Origin of the sequence: Amycolatopsis solani, from assembly GCF_033441515.1 — a bacterium.
Lineage (GTDB): Bacteria > Actinomycetota > Actinomycetes > Mycobacteriales > Pseudonocardiaceae > Amycolatopsis > Amycolatopsis solani.
Genome location: NZ_JAWQJT010000004.1, coordinates 229,469 through 243,611, shown reverse-complemented (window position 1 = coordinate 243,611; position 14,143 = coordinate 229,469). Strand labels below are relative to the sequence as shown.

The 14,143-nt window shown below is 72.2% G+C and carries 15 protein-coding genes; 14 read left to right on the top strand and 1 reads right to left on the bottom strand.

Annotated features, from left to right (window positions below; translation table 11 throughout):
• The first annotated feature begins 86 nt into the window (after nt 1-86).
• The gene (locus SD460_RS45230; protein ID WP_318307743.1) at nt 87-887 is read left to right on the top strand and encodes an SDR family NAD(P)-dependent oxidoreductase; all 801 of its coding nucleotides are present in this window, start codon (nt 87-89) and stop codon (nt 885-887) included.
• A gap of 36 nt (nt 888-923) precedes the next feature.
• On the opposite strand, the gene SD460_RS45225 is transcribed toward SD460_RS45230, so the two are convergent.
• Complete coding sequence (locus SD460_RS45225; protein WP_290052531.1) at nt 924-1,220, bottom strand: enoyl-CoA hydratase/isomerase family protein; 297 nt, start codon at nt 1,218-1,220, stop codon at nt 924-926.
• A 265-nt stretch (nt 1,221-1,485) separates the two neighbouring features.
• On the opposite strand from SD460_RS45225, the gene SD460_RS45220 reads away from it, so the two are divergent.
• The 13 genes from SD460_RS45220 to SD460_RS45160 all read left to right on the top strand — a co-directional run bounded on the left by SD460_RS45220 (nt 1,486) and on the right by SD460_RS45160 (nt 14,135).
• Complete coding sequence (locus tag SD460_RS45220; RefSeq protein WP_290052529.1) at nt 1,486-2,760, top strand: aromatic ring-hydroxylating dioxygenase subunit alpha; 1,275 nt, start codon at nt 1,486-1,488, stop codon at nt 2,758-2,760.
• Between the two features lie 19 nt (nt 2,761-2,779).
• The gene (locus tag SD460_RS45215; protein ID WP_290052527.1) at nt 2,780-3,001 is read left to right on the top strand and encodes a hypothetical protein; all 222 of its coding nucleotides are present in this window, start codon (nt 2,780-2,782) and stop codon (nt 2,999-3,001) included.
• 48 nt (nt 3,002-3,049) lie between these two features.
• Nucleotides 3,050-4,114, top strand: coding sequence for an amidohydrolase family protein (locus tag SD460_RS45210; protein ID WP_290052526.1), 1,065 nt, complete (start codon nt 3,050-3,052; stop codon nt 4,112-4,114).
• Between the two features lies 1 nt (nt 4,115).
• A complete protein-coding gene (locus tag SD460_RS45205) occupies nt 4,116-5,285 on the top strand; it encodes an acyl-CoA dehydrogenase family protein (protein WP_290052524.1) in 1,170 nt (389 codons plus the stop codon).
• A complete protein-coding gene (locus tag SD460_RS45200; RefSeq protein WP_290052523.1) occupies nt 5,282-7,393 on the top strand; it encodes an acetate--CoA ligase family protein in 2,112 nt (703 codons plus the stop codon). The genes SD460_RS45205 and SD460_RS45200 overlap by 4 nt, the downstream gene beginning before the upstream one ends.
• A complete protein-coding gene (gene phtC, locus SD460_RS45195; protein WP_290052520.1) occupies nt 7,386-8,153 on the top strand; it encodes a 3,4-dihydroxyphthalate decarboxylase in 768 nt (255 codons plus the stop codon). The genes SD460_RS45200 and phtC overlap by 8 nt, the downstream gene beginning before the upstream one ends.
• A 23-nt stretch (nt 8,154-8,176) precedes the next feature.
• Nucleotides 8,177-9,145, top strand: a complete 969-nt coding sequence (locus SD460_RS45190; RefSeq protein ID WP_290052517.1) for a DODA-type extradiol aromatic ring-opening family dioxygenase — start codon at nt 8,177-8,179, stop codon at nt 9,143-9,145.
• Nucleotides 9,142-9,798 carry an RraA family protein gene (locus SD460_RS45185; protein WP_318307742.1) on the top strand — a complete coding sequence of 219 codons (657 nt, stop codon included), beginning with the start codon at nt 9,142-9,144 and terminating at the stop codon, nt 9,796-9,798. Before SD460_RS45190 ends, SD460_RS45185 begins: the two co-directional genes overlap by 4 nt.
• Nucleotides 9,791-10,450, top strand: coding sequence for an RraA family protein (locus SD460_RS45180; RefSeq protein WP_290052514.1), 660 nt, complete (start codon nt 9,791-9,793; stop codon nt 10,448-10,450). The genes SD460_RS45185 and SD460_RS45180 overlap by 8 nt, the downstream gene beginning before the upstream one ends.
• Entirely contained in the window at nt 10,447-11,046 is a 600-nt protein-coding gene (locus SD460_RS45175; RefSeq protein ID WP_290052513.1) for an RraA family protein, read from the top strand. The genes SD460_RS45180 and SD460_RS45175 overlap by 4 nt, the downstream gene beginning before the upstream one ends.
• Nucleotides 11,046-12,152 carry a Gfo/Idh/MocA family protein gene (locus SD460_RS45170; protein WP_290052511.1) on the top strand — a complete coding sequence of 369 codons (1,107 nt, stop codon included), beginning with the start codon at nt 11,046-11,048 and terminating at the stop codon, nt 12,150-12,152. The genes SD460_RS45175 and SD460_RS45170 overlap by 1 nt, the downstream gene beginning before the upstream one ends.
• Nucleotides 12,149-13,171, top strand: coding sequence for an amidohydrolase family protein (locus SD460_RS45165; protein WP_290052509.1), 1,023 nt, complete (start codon nt 12,149-12,151; stop codon nt 13,169-13,171). The genes SD460_RS45170 and SD460_RS45165 overlap by 4 nt, the downstream gene beginning before the upstream one ends.
• 181 nt (nt 13,172-13,352) lie before the next feature.
• Nucleotides 13,353-14,135 (top strand): FadR/GntR family transcriptional regulator, encoded by a 783-nt coding sequence (locus SD460_RS45160; RefSeq protein WP_318307741.1) that lies wholly within the window; start codon nt 13,353-13,355, stop codon nt 14,133-14,135.
• Nucleotides 14,136-14,143 lie beyond the last annotated feature (8 nt).

Here is a 14,143-nt window from a genome sequence, read left to right as displayed (position 1 = left end):
CACCCGTAGACAAGTTACCCAGTGAAGTCTACAGTCGTATACATCGGCGGAGCCGCCGCCGGTGGAGAACGACATCGAGGCGAACAATGGATCTTCAACTGACAGGCAAGCGCGCGCTGGTGACCGGGTCGAGCTCGGGTCTCGGCGAAGCCATCGCCGGGCGCCTCGCCGCGGAGGGGGTCGAGGTCGTGGTGCACGGCCGCGACGTCGCACGGACCGAAAAGGTCGCCGCGGCGATCCGGGACCAGGGCGGGCGGAGCGCGGTGGCCATCGGTGACCTCACCACGGACGAGGGTGCCGCCGCCGTCGCGACCGCCGCGCTGGCCGGCGGCCCGATCGACATCCTGGTCAACAACGCGGGCGCGTACGAGCACCTGTCCTGGACCGACGCCACTCCCGAGGACTGGCGCGACACCTACGAGGGCAACGTGATCTCCGGGGTCCGGATGATCCGGCACCTGGTGCCGCGGATGCGCGACCGGCGGTGGGGCCGGGTGGTCACCATCGGCGGCGGGCTGGCGACCCAGCCGATGCAGTCGCACCCCCAGTACAACGCGACGCTGGCGGCCCGGCACAACCTCACCGTGTCCCTCGCCCGCGAGTTGAAGGACACCGGCGTGACGTCCAATGTGGTCGCGCCCGGCGCCATTCTGGTGGAGTCGGTGAAGGAGCTCCTCACTGGCATCGCCCCTGCCCGCGGGTGGGGCGAGACGTGGGAGGAGATCGAGCGCGGCGCCGTGCGGGACCTCATCCCGAACGACACCGGCCGGTTCGGCAAGCCGGAGGAGATCGCGGCGGCGGTCGCCTACATCTGCAGCCCGCTGGCCGATTACGTCAGCGGCGCCAACCTGCGGGTCGACGGCGGACTGATCCGCAACGTCACCTGACCGGTGGGCACCCGCACCCGCCACGCCGTCGCGGGGTCAGCGCCGGGCGAACTCCGAGATCGCCTGCCGGGCGGTGCCGGTGGCGGCCGGCGCGGTGATGGCTTCGGCCTCCTCGTCGAGCTGCTCGTCCCGGCTCCGGCTCGTCGCGGACCGGACGAGGCGCTTGGTCGCCGCCGGCGCGCCGGGCGCCATCCCGGCGAGCCGGCCGGCCAGCCCGCGCGCTTCGTCCAGGAGGACGGAGTCGTCGACCATCGCGGTCGCGAGTCCCCAGTCGCGGGCCTCGTCCGCGGTCAGCGTCCGGTTGGTGAGCGCCAGTTCGAGCGCGCGGCGCAAGGGGTGCCGCGAAGGGGATGAGGTCGATGGCGGAGGTTCCTCTGGGTGGTCTGCCCTGTGCGTGGTGCGGGCATCCGGCGGTCGCGTTCGTGCCCGCGGTCGGCACGCGGCATCGCGGCTCGGTGTGCCGGCTCGGCGACCGAAGCCCTGGTGAGACCATCTTGACGACTAATGCTCCTATGATTAACCTACATGAGCGATCGGACGAAGGAGTCCGTCGCCTGCCGGACCGCGATCGCCTGGTCCGGGGCAAGGGAGGACGCTGATGCTGCAACCAGACGTCAACGAGCGCTACAGCCGCGTCGGCCGTGACACCCCCGCCGGCGCGCTGTACCGGCGTTACTGGCTTCCGGTGGCGACCGAGACGGATCTCGACACCAATCCGGTGAAGCGGGTCCGGCTGCTCGGGGAAGACCTCGTGCTGTTCCGCGCCGAGACGGGCGAACTGGGCTTGGTGGCGGAGCGGTGCCCGCACCGCGGGGCTTCGCTCGGCTACGGGTTCCCGGACGGGTCCGGGCTGCGATGTCCTTACCACGGCTGGAAGTTCTCCCCGCAGGGCGAATGCCTGGAACAACCGAACCAGATGCCGCCGTCGGCTCAACTGCAGGCGCGGGCGCGCACCACGAGCTACCCGGTCCGGGCGCTCGGCGGGCTGGTCTTCGCCTACCTCGGGGAGTCGCCGGCACCGGCCCTGCCGCGGCTGGACCTGTTCGCGCTGGAGGAGAGCCCGACGCGCTTCCGGGACATCGGCTACGCGGTGATCCCCTGCAACTGGCTGCAGATCATGGAGAACTCGTTCGACCCGACCCACGTCGAGTGGCTGCACGGGCGGTTGTTCAACTACCACCTCGAGCGGGCAGGCGAAGAGCCGACCGTCCTCGGTGGACACCACATCAAGATCGGCTTCGACCTCGTCGACTACGGCATCATCAAGCGCCGCCTGCGCGAAGGCCAGACCGAGGACGACGAGGACTGGAAGGTCGGCCACCCGGTCTACTTCCCGAACATCCTCAAGGTGGGTGGCCACGGGCTGAGCTCCTTCCAGATCCGCGTGCCCATCGACGACCACCACACGCTGCACTTCTGGTACTGCTACTACGACGTGCCCGACGAGTACGCGAACCTCGTCGAGGAGGTCCGCGCGCTGCCCGACACCTACGAGGTGAAGCTTCAGGACGCCGACGGCACCTTCCTGATGGACACCATCGACTCGCAGGACGCGATGGTGTGGGTGACGCAAGGCGCGTTGACCACCCGCGACGACGAACACCTCAGCTCGTCCGACCAGGGCATCGCGCTCTACCGCAACCTGCTCCGCAGCCAGCTGCAGGCCAACGAGACCGGCAGCGCCGTGATGAACGTGCACGACGCGGCGACCGGGGACGAGCTGATCCAGCTGCCCCAGGAGAAGAAGGAGCTCGGCATCGGCGGTGGCGGCGCCAACCCGATGGCGTCGTTCCTGCGGACGCAGGGTGTCCACAGCCCGCGGCTGAGCACGCTCACGGAGCGGATCGACGCCGTGGTGCGGAAGGCCGGCTGAGCGAGCCGTGGGAAGCCCCGTGGATTCCACCGCCCCGAACTCCGCACCCGACGGCGGGTGCCGCGACGGCCGCCACCGGACCGGGACCGGCATCTGCCCGGCCTGCGGCGAGTGGCTGCCGACCGCCTGGTGCCGGGCCGCCGGGTGCGGCTGGCGGGAGGCGATCGGCGAGCCGACGATCGCGGCCGCCGTCCGCCACCACACCGAGACCGGCCACCCCATCCGGGTGCTGATCGACTGACGCGCCCGGACGTCCCCGTCCCGAACCACCTGAAGAGGAGCGCATTCCATGCCCCGAAAGATCGTCGACGTGCACGGTCACCTCGTCGCCCCCGCCGAGCTCTACGCCTACCGCGAGTTCCTGATCGGCAGCCGCGGGCACTACGGCCGCCGGCTGAAGGGGTTCTCCGAGTCGCGGGAGGGCCTCGGGCACGGCCGCACCGGCGTGATCCCGCCGGAGGAGCTCAAGCACTTCGCCGAGGAGCACATCGCCTGGCTGGACAAGGTCGGCACCGACGTCCAGCTGGTCTCCGCGCGGCCCTACAGCCTGATGCACTCGGAGAAGCCCGCGCGGATCGTGCACTGGTGGGCCCAGGCGGTCAACGACGCGATCGCGACCCAGGTGCAGTTCTACCCGCAGCGGCTGCAGGGCATCTGCAACCTCCCGCTGGTCTGGAACGAGCCGGTCTCCGTCGCGTTCGAAGAGCTCGAGCGCTGCGTCGAACTGGGCTTCGTCGGCGTGCTCGTCAACCCGGACCCGAGCGAGGGCCGGGCGCCGATGGAGGTGCCCGGGCTCGGCGACGAGTACTGGTACCCGCTCTACGAAAAGCTGGTGGAGTACGAGCTGCCGATGCTGGTGCACTCCTGCGGCTGCGTGTCCCTGCGCGAAAACCAGAGCCTGCACTTCATCTCCGAAGAGAGCACCGCGGTGATGTCACTGGTGCAGTCGGACGTCTTCGACGTCTTCCCGGACCTGAAGGTCGTCGTGCCGCACGGCGGCGGCGCTATCCCTTACCAGGTGGGCCGGTTCCGCGGCACGTACTGGCAGGGCACCGAGCGCGGCGGGACGTTCGACGAGGCGATCCGGAAGCTCTACTACGACACCTGCCTCTACAGCGAGGAAGCGCTTGCTCTCCTGGTCAAGGTGATCGGCAGCGACCGCGTGGTGTTCGGCACCGAGCGGCCCGGCGACGGCTCGCACAAGAAGACGCCGACGGCCGGCTGGGCCGACGACATCGCCGGCGTCCTGCGCGGCATCCCCGCGCACTCCGAGCAGGACCTGGACCTGATGCTCGGCGACACCGCGCTGGACATCTACCCGCGGCTGCGCAAGAACCTGGAAGCGGCGGGCTGAGATGACCTCCGAACTGCTCGAACCGACGCAGACCGAGGCCGAACGGGACGCCATCGTCGGCCTGGTCCGCGAGTTCGTCCAGGAGCGGGTGGCGCCACGGGTCGCCGAGTACGACGCGGCCGAGGAACTGCCCGCCGACCTGCTCGAGGACATGGCGCGGCTGGGCTTCTTCGGCGGTGTCGTGCCGCCCGAGTGGGGTGGCCTCGGCCTGGACCACGTCACGTTCACCCGCGTCATCGAAGAGGTTTCGCGCGTCGACCACTGCCTGGGCGTGCTGATGAGCATGCCCTCGGCGCTCGTCGGCTCCGGCCTGCTGGAGTTCGGCACCACCGAGCAGAAGCAGCGGTGGCTGGTGCCGCTCGCGGAGGGCAAGCTGTTCGGCGGCGCCGGCGTCACCGAGCCGCGGTCCGGCAGCGACGTGGCCGGCACGCGGACCCGCTACACCCGCGAGGGCGGCGGCTACGTGCTGAACGGCGCGAAGGCCTGGATCACCAACCTGGACCGGGCGTCGTTCTTCGTCACGTTCGCCACGCGGGATCCGGCACTGGGCCGTCGCGGCCTGTCGGCGTTCATCGTGCCCGCGGACACCCCCGGCGTGCTCAAGAATCCGGTGCGCAACAAGCTGGGCTTCCGCCCGCTGTGCAGCGGCGACCTCGTCTTCGACGACGTCCGCCTCGGCCCGGACGCGATGCTCGGTGCCGAAGGCGACGGCTTCGCGGTCGCGATGAACGCCGTGGAGCGTGGTCGCCTGTCGGTCGCGTCCCGCGCCGTGGGGCTCGCCCAGTCCTGTTTGGACGCGTCGGTGCGCTACGCGCGGGACCGCGTCGTGTTCGGCAAGCCGATCACGGACTTCCAGATGGTGCAGCGGAAGATCGCGGACATGGCCGTCTCGGTGCAGGCCGCGCGGCTGCTCACCGAGCGGTGCGCCCAGGCCATGCAGCGGGGTGAACGCGCCCGGGTCGAGGCCAGCATGGCGAAGATGTACGCCAGCGACGTCGCGCAGGCCGTCGCCACCGACGCGGTCCAGATCCACGGGGCCTACGGCGTGTCCGAGGAGTACCCCGTGGCGCGGGCCTACCGGGACGCGAAGGTGTTCCAGATCGTCGAAGGCGCGAACGACATCCACCGCGTGCTGATCGCCAAGGACGCCATCCGCGGGGAGTCTCGATGACCGCCACCGACGTCCGTGTCGCAGCTCGGCGGCTGGCGCCGGGCGGGCTCGGCGAGGCCTCGGCGCGGGAACTGCTCGCGCCGCTGGACCTCCCGTTCATCCCGGCCACGCCGGTGGGTTCGGCGGACGAGGCCGTGTCCGTCGCGCGCGGCTTCGGGTTGCCAGTGGTGCTGAAGGCGCTTACCGACGAGGTGCTGCACAAGTCCGACGCGGGTCTGGTCGAACTCGGCCTCGCCACGCCGGAGGCGGTGTCGGCGGCCCATGACCGGCTCCTCGAGCGGGTCGCGGCCCTGGGCGCGACCGACGCGCGCGTCGTCGTGCAGCCGATGGCTCCGCCGGGCACGGACCTCATCCTGGGCTGGGTGCGGGACCCGACGTTCGGCCCGGTGGTCGTGGCCGGCCTCGGCGGCGTGACCGTCGAGCTGTTCCGCGACGTCGCCCGCCGCGTCGCCCCGGTGACCGCCGAGGACGCGGAAGAGATGCTGGCGTCGCTGCGGTGCGCGCCGCTGCTGACCGGGTTCCGGGGCGCACCGCCCGTTGCCACGAAACAGTTTTGCGAACTGGTGGCCCGGGTTTCCGAGCTGGCCGTAGCCGTGCCGGAACTGTCCGAACTGGACCTCAACCCGGTGCGGGTGTTCGCCGACGGCACGTGTGCCGTGCTGGACGCCCGCGTGGTGCTCGAGCCGGTCACCGCCGACGAGCCGCGGGGAAGCACCCCCGACCTGACCGCTCTGGTCCGGCCGCGGAGCATCGCGGTCGTGGGCGCTTCCCGGGACGCCACCCGGCCCGGCGCCCGCGTCCTGGCGGCGCTGCGCGAGCACGGGTTCGCGGGCGACCTCCACCCGGTCAACCCGGCCGGCGGGGTCGTCGGCGGGCTGCCCGCCGTGGCGTCTCTGGGCGAGCTGCCCGGGGTGCCGGACCTCGTTTGCGTCGCCTTGCCCGCCGAGGCCGCCGTCGAATCGGTCCGCGAATGCGTCCGGCTCGGCGTACCGGCGGTCATCGTGTTCGCTTCCGGATTCGGGGAAGCGGGCCCGGAAGGGCAGCTGCTCGACGCCGAGCTGCGCGCCGCGGTGGCCGGGTCCACTACCGTCCTGTGTGGACCCAACACGATCGGCATCGTGAGCGCGCGCCACCGGATGGCCGCGACGTTCAGCCAGGCGGTCAACGGGTTCGCGCTGCGTGAGTCGGGCACCTGCCTGATCGCCCAGAGCGGCGCCGTCGCGGGCAGCCTCGTGTCGAGGGAATTGGCCGACGGCTACGGCATCGGCGACTGGGTGACGGTCGGCAACCAGTCCCAAGTGGACGTCGCCGACTACCTCGAGCACTTCGCCACGCTCGGCACGACCCGGTCGATCGCGGTGTTCCTCGAAGGCGTGCCCGACGGCGGCCGTTTCCGCCGCGCCCTGGCGGCCGCGCGGGCCCGCGCGGTGCCGGTGGCGGTGTTCAAGACCGGCGTGACCGAAGCGGGCCGCCGCGCGGTGTCCTCGCACTCGGGCGCGCTCGCCGGGAGCGGCGCGGCCTACCGCGCGGTGCTGGCGCAGGAGGGCGCGGTGCAGGTCACCGAGCTGACCGGCCTGCTCGAAGTCGCCTGGACGCTCGGCAACACGCCGCGGCCGGCCGGCGGCCGCGTCGCGGTGGTCACCACCTCGGGCGGCGCGGGCAGCGCCACCGCGGACCTGGTCGACCAGCACGGGCTGGAACTGGCGGCGTTCGACGGGCGGACCGCGGCCGAGCTGACCGCCGTGCTGCCGGCGTTCGCCCACGTCGACGACCCGCTCGACATCACGGCGGAAGGGACCTTCGCCGAGGGCACCGTGCGCCGCGTCGTCGAGTCGGTGGCCGGTGATCCCGGCGTCGACCTCGTCTGCGTGGTGCTCACCAGCATCGCGGGGGAAGACGCCGTCCGGGTCGCGCGGCAGATCGCCGACGCGGCGGACGGCGGCACCAAGCCCGTGCTCGTGTCCTGGCTCGTGACCCGGTCGCTGGCCGCCGACGGCATGGCGCTGCTGGCCGACCGCGGCATCCGGGTGTTCACCGAACCGGCCCGCATGGTCGCCGCGGCGGCCGCTCTCGTTTCCCCGTCGCACCTCAGGAGTTCCCGTGTCTGACACCGATGCCCTCGAAGACCTGCGGGCGCTGGTCGCGTTGTCGTGCCGCATCCTCGCGGCCACGGGCTGCGTCCGCGAGATCACCGGCCACGTCAGCGCCCGGGTGCCGGGCACCGACCAGGTCCTCGTGCGCTGCCGTCCGCCGCAGGACCCCGGCGTGCGGTTCACCATCGCCGGGGACGTCCACCTCGTCGGCCTGGACGCGACGAACGCCGACCTCCCGGACGGCTACGCGCTGCCGGGGGAGTGGCCGATCCACACCGAGCTGTACCGGCGGCGCCCGGACGTCGGCTCGGTGGTGCACGGCCACCCGGAGGCTTCGCTCAAGTGCGGCGTTCTCGGGCTGCCGATGCAGCCGGTGATCGGTGCCTACGACCCGGGCGCGATGGAGCTGGCCGTGCGCGGGGTGCCGACGTACCCGCGGGCCGTGCTCATCAGCGACCGCCGGCTCGGCGGCGAGGTCGCCGAGACGATGGACACCGCCGACGCCTGCCTGCTGCGCGGGCACGGCGTGGTCGCGGTCGGCGCCGACCTGCAGCAGGCGACGGTCCGCGCGATCAAGCTCGAAACGCTCGCCGAGCTGACGCTGAGCCTGCACTCGGTGCCGGGCGCCCAGCCGCAGGAACTGTCCGAAGAGGACATCGCCGAAGTGTCGGGTTTTGTGAACAGCCGCAATGCCGCGAAGACCTACGCCCACTGGACGTGGGACTACTACCGCCACACGCTCGGCGACACCGCCGACGTGACCCGGCGCGGCTGAGCCATCGGTCGAAGGAGGAACACATGGCACACGTAGTGGGCGGCGCCGCGGTGTCGCACAGTCCGCAGCTCTCCATGGAATCGGGTGGGTGGCGCGCGCACGGGGACCTCGAACTGCCCCGGCTCGGCGCGCTCGGCTTGACGCCGACCGGCCGCACCGAGGAGGAGCTGGAGGACGAGCTGGACCCGGCCCTGCTGACCGAGCGGTACGAGGCTTGCCAGCGCGCTCTGGAGCGGACGCGGGACGAGCTGCTCGCCCAGCGGCCGGACGTGCTGGTGGTGATCGGCGACGACCAGCGCGAGCTGTTCCTCGACGACATCATGCCCGCGGTCTCGATCTTCTGGGGAGACTCCCTCGAGGACCGGCCGCCGGGCGCCGAAGCGTATCCGTCCACCATGGAAACGGCGTACAAGTACTACCACGCCGACGAAGTGGACGTGTACGAAACCCAGGCCGGACTGGGCCTGCACCTGGTCGAGCAGCTCGTGCGGGACGGCTTCGACGTCGCGCAGTTCACCGAGCAGCCGAAGGACCGCTCGCTCGGTCACGCGTTCACCTTCGTCTACCGCCGGCTGCTGGAAGGCCTGCCCCGCATCCCGCTGGTGCCGATCTTCCTCAACACCTACTACCCGCCGAACCAGCCGACGCCGGGCCGCTGCGTCGCGTTCGGCGAGGCGTTGCGCGAAGCGATCGACAGCTGGCCTTCGGACCTGCGGGTGGCGCTGATCGCCTCGGGTGGCCTGACCCACCCGATCATCGACGAGAAATTGGATCGCGGCTTGCTCGAGGCGCTGGAGGCGCACGACCACGAGGCCCTGTCCCGGATCCCCGTCGACGGCCTGCGCGAAGGCAGCTCCGAGATCCGCAACTGGATCGCCGTCGGCGCGGCCCTGCGCGACGCCCCGGGCCGGGTCGTCGACTACATCCCGGCGTACCGCTCGAAGGCGGGCTCGGGCTGCGGCATGGGGTTCTTCACCTGGACCCGCGCATGACCACCCTCCAGGACCGGCTGCTCGCCCTCGACACGTGCCTGCTGTCCGACGCGCTCGACGCTCGTGGCCTGCCCGGCGCGGTCGCCGGCGTCCTGCCGGTCTGGGAAGGGGCGCGCGCGGCCGGGAAGGTCGTCACGGTGCGCACGGTGCCCGCCGACGGCCGGACCAGCCGCAGCCACCTCGGCACCGCGGCGATCGAGCGGGCCGCCGCGGGCGAGGTGGTGGTCGTGCAGCAGGACACCGGCCGTCCGTTCCGGTCGGCGACTTGGGGTGGCCTGCTGGCGCGTGCGGCGTCGCTCAAGGGACTCGGCGGCGTCGTCATCGACGGCGCGTGCCGGGACGTCGACGAGATCCGCGAACTCGGCCTGCCGGTGTCCGCGCGGGAAGCCATCCCCTTCACCGCCCGTGGCCGGATCGTCGAAGACGCGGTCGGGGTCCCGGTGCGGATCGGCGGCGTGGACGTGCACGACGGCGACTACGTGCTCGCCGACGGCAGCGGCGTGGTGTTCGTCCGCGCCGGCGACGTCGAGGACGTGCTCGCGGCCGCGGAGCGGCTCCTCGCCCGCGAGCGGTTGATGGCCGAAGACCTGCGGGCGGGGCGACTCCCGTCGCAGGTGCTCGGCACGGACTACGAGGAGATGCTCAATGCCTGATCAGACGGTCGACCGGGCGCGGGCGATCGGCACCGCCGGGCTGTCCGACGCGCTGGACAAGCTCGGCCTGCCCGGCGCCGTGCCCGGGATCGTGCCCTTCGACCCGCGGTTCGCGATCTGCGGCCGGGCGTTCACCGGGCAGTACGAACCGGTGGACGCGCTCGGCGGCACGGTCGGCGACTACATCGACGACGTCGAGCCCGGGCAGGTCGTGGTGCTGAGCAACGACGGCAGGCAGGACTGCACGGTGTGGGGCGACATCCTCACCGCGGTCGCGAGCGCGCGGGGCATCGGCGGCACCGTGATCGAGGGGGTCTGCCGGGACGTCGCCGACAGCCTGTCCATCGGCTACCCGGTGTTCGCCCGCGGGCGCAGCATGCAGACCGGCAAGGACCGGGTGCGCCTCGCGCACACCGGCCGTCCGGTGCGGCTGGGCTCGGTGCTGGTGCACCCCGGTGACGTCGTCCGCGGGGACGCCGACGGAGTCGTGGTGCTCGCCGCGGACCGGGCCGGCGAGGTGCTCGACGTCGCGGAAGCCATCGAGCGCGCCGAGGACGGCATCCGCATGGCGGTCGCGGCGGGGCAGCGGCTCGACGAAGCGCGGGCCGCGATGGGGTACCACTCGCTGCAGACGAAGGCCGGTGCGCGATGACCGCGCAGGCGACCCGGCTCGGCGAGTTCGGCACCGCCACCCTGCACGAATCCGGGGCGACGCCGCTGCCGCCGCAGCTGCGGCCGCTCGACCCCGCGTGGCGGATCTGCGGGTACGCGTTCACCGTCCGGCTGACGCCGGGCAACAACATCTGGCTGCACCGCGCGCTTTACGCGGCCGCGCCGGGCGACGTGCTGGTCGCCTCGACCGGCGGCGCCTTCGAGTTCGGTTACTGGGGCGACATCCTGACGAGCGCGGCCCTCGCCCGCCGGCTCGGCGGCCTGGTGCTCGACGGCTGCGTGCGCGACTCGGCCGAGCTGCTGCAGCTGGGTTTTCCGGTCTTCTCGCGCGGGTTGTGCGTCCGCGGCACCGGCAAGGACACGACCGGCGGTGACCTCGACGCCGACATCACCCTCGGCTCGGTGGTCGTGCGGCCCGGCGACCTGGTCGTGGGCGACGCCGACGGTGTCGTCGTCTCGCCGCGGGAGGACGCCGCCGTGGTGGGCGAGCGCGCGGCGCGGCGGGAGGACAAGGAAGCCTCGGTGCGCCGCCGGATCGCCGCCGGCGACTCCACCCTCGACATCTACGGGTTCTGATGAGCACGCACGGGGTGGGCATCGCCGGCTGGGGTGCGGCCGGGCGCCTGATGGCCGCCGCACTCGCGAACTCGGCGCGGTTCCGGCTGGCGGGGGTCGCGGACACCGACGCCGCGGCCCGCGAACGCGCCGCGGCGGAGACCGGCTGCCGGGTGCACCCGGAGGTGGCTTCGCTGGCCGCGTCGGCGGACGTCGACGTCGTGTACGTCGCGACCCCGACGGCCACGCACCTGCCCGCGATCCGCGCCGCCGCCGCGCAGGGCAAGCACGTCATCTCGGAGAAGCCCCTGACCACGACGCTGGAGGACGCGCGGCTCGCCGTCGAGGCCGCCGACCATGCCGGTGTCGTCCTGCTCGTCGGCGCGACGCACAGCTACCACGCGCCGGTCCGCGTCCTGCGGCGGCTCGTCGAGGACGGGACGCTCGGCCCGCTGCTGTCGGTGTCCGCGAACTGCCACACCGACTGGCACCGCCGTCCGCGCTCCGCCGCCGACCTCGACGCGGCGCAGGGCAACGGGCTGGTGCTGCGCCAAGGCGCCCACCAGATCGACGTCCTGCGGTACGTGTGCGGCGGGCTGACCGAGTCCGTGACCGGCACGACGTTCGGCGGTGCGGACGGGACCGAGCTCGGGTTCTCGGCCCAGCTCGCGTTCCCCGGCGGCGTCCACGCGAGTGCCTACTACATCGGGACGGGCGGGTTCGACAGCCGGTTCCAGACCTGGGGCGTCGGCGAGCTGGGCACCTTCGACGTCGCTCCCACCCCGGCGGCGGCGCGGTTCTTCGCCCTGCCGGGCGAGGGGGCGGTGTCGCCGGTCTTCGGCACCCTGGCGGCGACGTTCGCGGACGGCGGCGCCTGGGTCACCCCCACCGGCGCGCTGGTGTTCGCGGGCGGCGACGTCACCGAGATCAGCGCCGAGGACCGGGCGTCCGGCTGGCAGGCGCTGCTGGCCGAGCTGGCCGAGGCGCTCGACGGCCACCCGGCCGTCCACACCGGACGCTGGGGGCTGGCAACGCTCGAAGTGGCGCTCGCCCTGCACGAGTCCGCCCGCACCGGCCGGCGTGTCGGCCTGCACCACCAAGTCCCCGTCTCGAGGAGCGAAGAATGATCATCGACGCGCACGCGCACGTCAACGCACCACCGGAGCTGTACGCCTACCAGGCGGCCCTCATGTCGTCACGCGGGGCGCACGGACAGGGGAGCGCGGGCGTCTCCGACGCGGCGCTCAAGGAGTGGGGCGAACGCACCCTCGCCACCATGGACGGCGTCGGCACCGACCTGCAGCTGATCTCGCCGCGGCCGTTCCACTGCGGGCATTCGATGCGCCCGTCGAAGACCGTGCACTGGTGGACCAGCGCGGTCAACGACGTCATCGCCCGCCAGGCCGCGTTGTTCCCGGGCCGGCTGGCCGGGGTGGCGGGGCTGCCGCAGGCGTACGGCGAAAGCGCGGCCGAGTGGGTGGACGCGCTCGAAACGGCCGTCACCCAGCTCGGGATGGTGGGCTGCGTGCTCAACCCCGACCCGGCCGAGGGCACCGGGCACGTCCCGCCGCTGGGCGACCCGTTCTGGTACCCGCTGTACGAAAAGCTGGTCGAACTCGACGTCCCGGCGCTGATCCACTCGGGCAGCTGCCTCAACGACCGGGAGACCTACAGCGAGCACTTCGTCACCGAGGAAAGCATCGCGATCCTCACGCTGCTGAACTCCGAGGTGTTCCTGCGCTACCCGACGCTCAAGATCATCGTCGCGCACGGCGGCGGCTCGGTGCCGTACCAGATCGGGCGGTGGCGGGCGGCCCGCGCGCACCCGAAGCTGCGGCTGGGCCACGTGCTGAAGGACGAGTCGTTCGACGACAGCCTGCGGCGGCTCTGGTTCGACACGGTCCTGCACAACCCTGGTTCACTCGAACTGCTGATCAAGACGGTCGGCGCGGACCGGTGCCTGTTCGGCACCGAGCGGCCGGGCAGCGGCACCGCTCCCGATCCCGGGACGGGCCACGACTTCGACGACATCCGCCCGGTCGTCGAAGGCTTCGATTTCCTCAGCGAGGCCGAGAAGTCCGCGATCCTGGCGGGCAACGCGCAGGCGCTGTTCCGCTTGCCCGAGGTGGCTCGTCAGGCGGGCTGACGGGGTGGCGAAGGAGCCCTTCGGCGTGGCGGTTCGTCGCGCCGGAGGGCTTCGCGCGTTCGGGGACTCCGGCAGGCTTACGCGATAGGCTGACGCTGTTCAGCGTTCATAACTCACAGTAGTGTACTATCATTAGCCTTGAGCCTGGGCCGTGGGTCGGCCGGCGGGGAGTGGGTACATCGTGGTTGCCGAACCTGCGAACGGCGGGCGCGTCGCCCGGCGCCGTCCCGATGCCCGCCGTCCGCAGAAGGTTTCGCTGGCGATCGCCCAGCGGATCGTCGACGACATCACCGACGACCACCTCGCGCCGGGCACCAAGCTGGCCAGCGAACGCGACATGATGGCGCGCTTCGAGACCGGGCGCGGAACCCTGCGGGAAGCGTTGCGGTTCCTCGAGATGAACGGCGTCATCCGCGTCAAGGCGGGCCCGCAGGGCGGCCCGATCGTCTCCGAGCCGGACGCCCACGACCTGGCCGGCGTGCTGGGATTGTTCCTGCAGCTCAAGGGAATGCCGTTCAAGGCGCTGGTCGCGGCGCGCGAAGTGCTCGAACCGGAGCTGGCGGCGCAGGCCGCCGAAGCCGCGGACGCGAAGCTGATCGCGGAGATCTCGGACTCGATCGACGGCATGCGCGAGTTCCTCGACGACGAGCAGAACTTCCTGGCCGAGAACGACCGCTTCCACGCGGCCGTGGCCGCGGCGGCGGGCAACGAGCTGTTCGCCCTGCTGATCACGTCCTTGCACCTCATCACCGACGGCATGCCCCTGGGCGTCAGCTACCCGCCGCCCCGGCGGAAAGCGGTCCTGCAGGCGCACGAAGCGGTGTGCGACGCGATCAAGAACGGCGACGCCGAGGGCGCCCGCTGGGCGATGCGCCGCCACATGCGCGAGTTCCGCCGGTACATCGTCGAGAAGTTCCCGATGGTCTACGAACGCCCGGTCCGCTGGCGCGATGTGGCGCCCTGAGCCCGGCG

What these genes read in the sequence shown, in the direction of transcription:
- SD460_RS45230 (WP_318307743.1), top strand. Translation starts at nt 87, where the DNA reads ATGGATCTTCAACTGACAGGCAAGCGCGCGCTGGTGACCGGGTCGAGC.
- SD460_RS45220 (WP_290052529.1), top strand. Translation starts at nt 1,486, where the DNA reads ATGCTGCAACCAGACGTCAACGAGCGCTACAGCCGCGTCGGCCGTGAC.
- SD460_RS45210 (WP_290052526.1), top strand. Translation starts at nt 3,050, where the DNA reads ATGCCCCGAAAGATCGTCGACGTGCACGGTCACCTCGTCGCCCCCGCC.
- SD460_RS45205 (WP_290052524.1), top strand. Translation starts at nt 4,116, where the DNA reads ATGACCTCCGAACTGCTCGAACCGACGCAGACCGAGGCCGAACGGGAC.
- SD460_RS45200 (WP_290052523.1), top strand. Translation starts at nt 5,282, where the DNA reads ATGACCGCCACCGACGTCCGTGTCGCAGCTCGGCGGCTGGCGCCGGGC.
- SD460_RS45190 (WP_290052517.1), top strand. Translation starts at nt 8,177, where the DNA reads ATGGCACACGTAGTGGGCGGCGCCGCGGTGTCGCACAGTCCGCAGCTC.
- SD460_RS45185 (WP_318307742.1), top strand. Translation starts at nt 9,142, where the DNA reads ATGACCACCCTCCAGGACCGGCTGCTCGCCCTCGACACGTGCCTGCTG.
- SD460_RS45180 (WP_290052514.1), top strand. Translation starts at nt 9,791, where the DNA reads ATGCCTGATCAGACGGTCGACCGGGCGCGGGCGATCGGCACCGCCGGG.
- SD460_RS45175 (WP_290052513.1), top strand. Translation starts at nt 10,447, where the DNA reads ATGACCGCGCAGGCGACCCGGCTCGGCGAGTTCGGCACCGCCACCCTG.
- SD460_RS45170 (WP_290052511.1), top strand. Translation starts at nt 11,046, where the DNA reads ATGAGCACGCACGGGGTGGGCATCGCCGGCTGGGGTGCGGCCGGGCGC.
- SD460_RS45165 (WP_290052509.1), top strand. Translation starts at nt 12,149, where the DNA reads ATGATCATCGACGCGCACGCGCACGTCAACGCACCACCGGAGCTGTAC.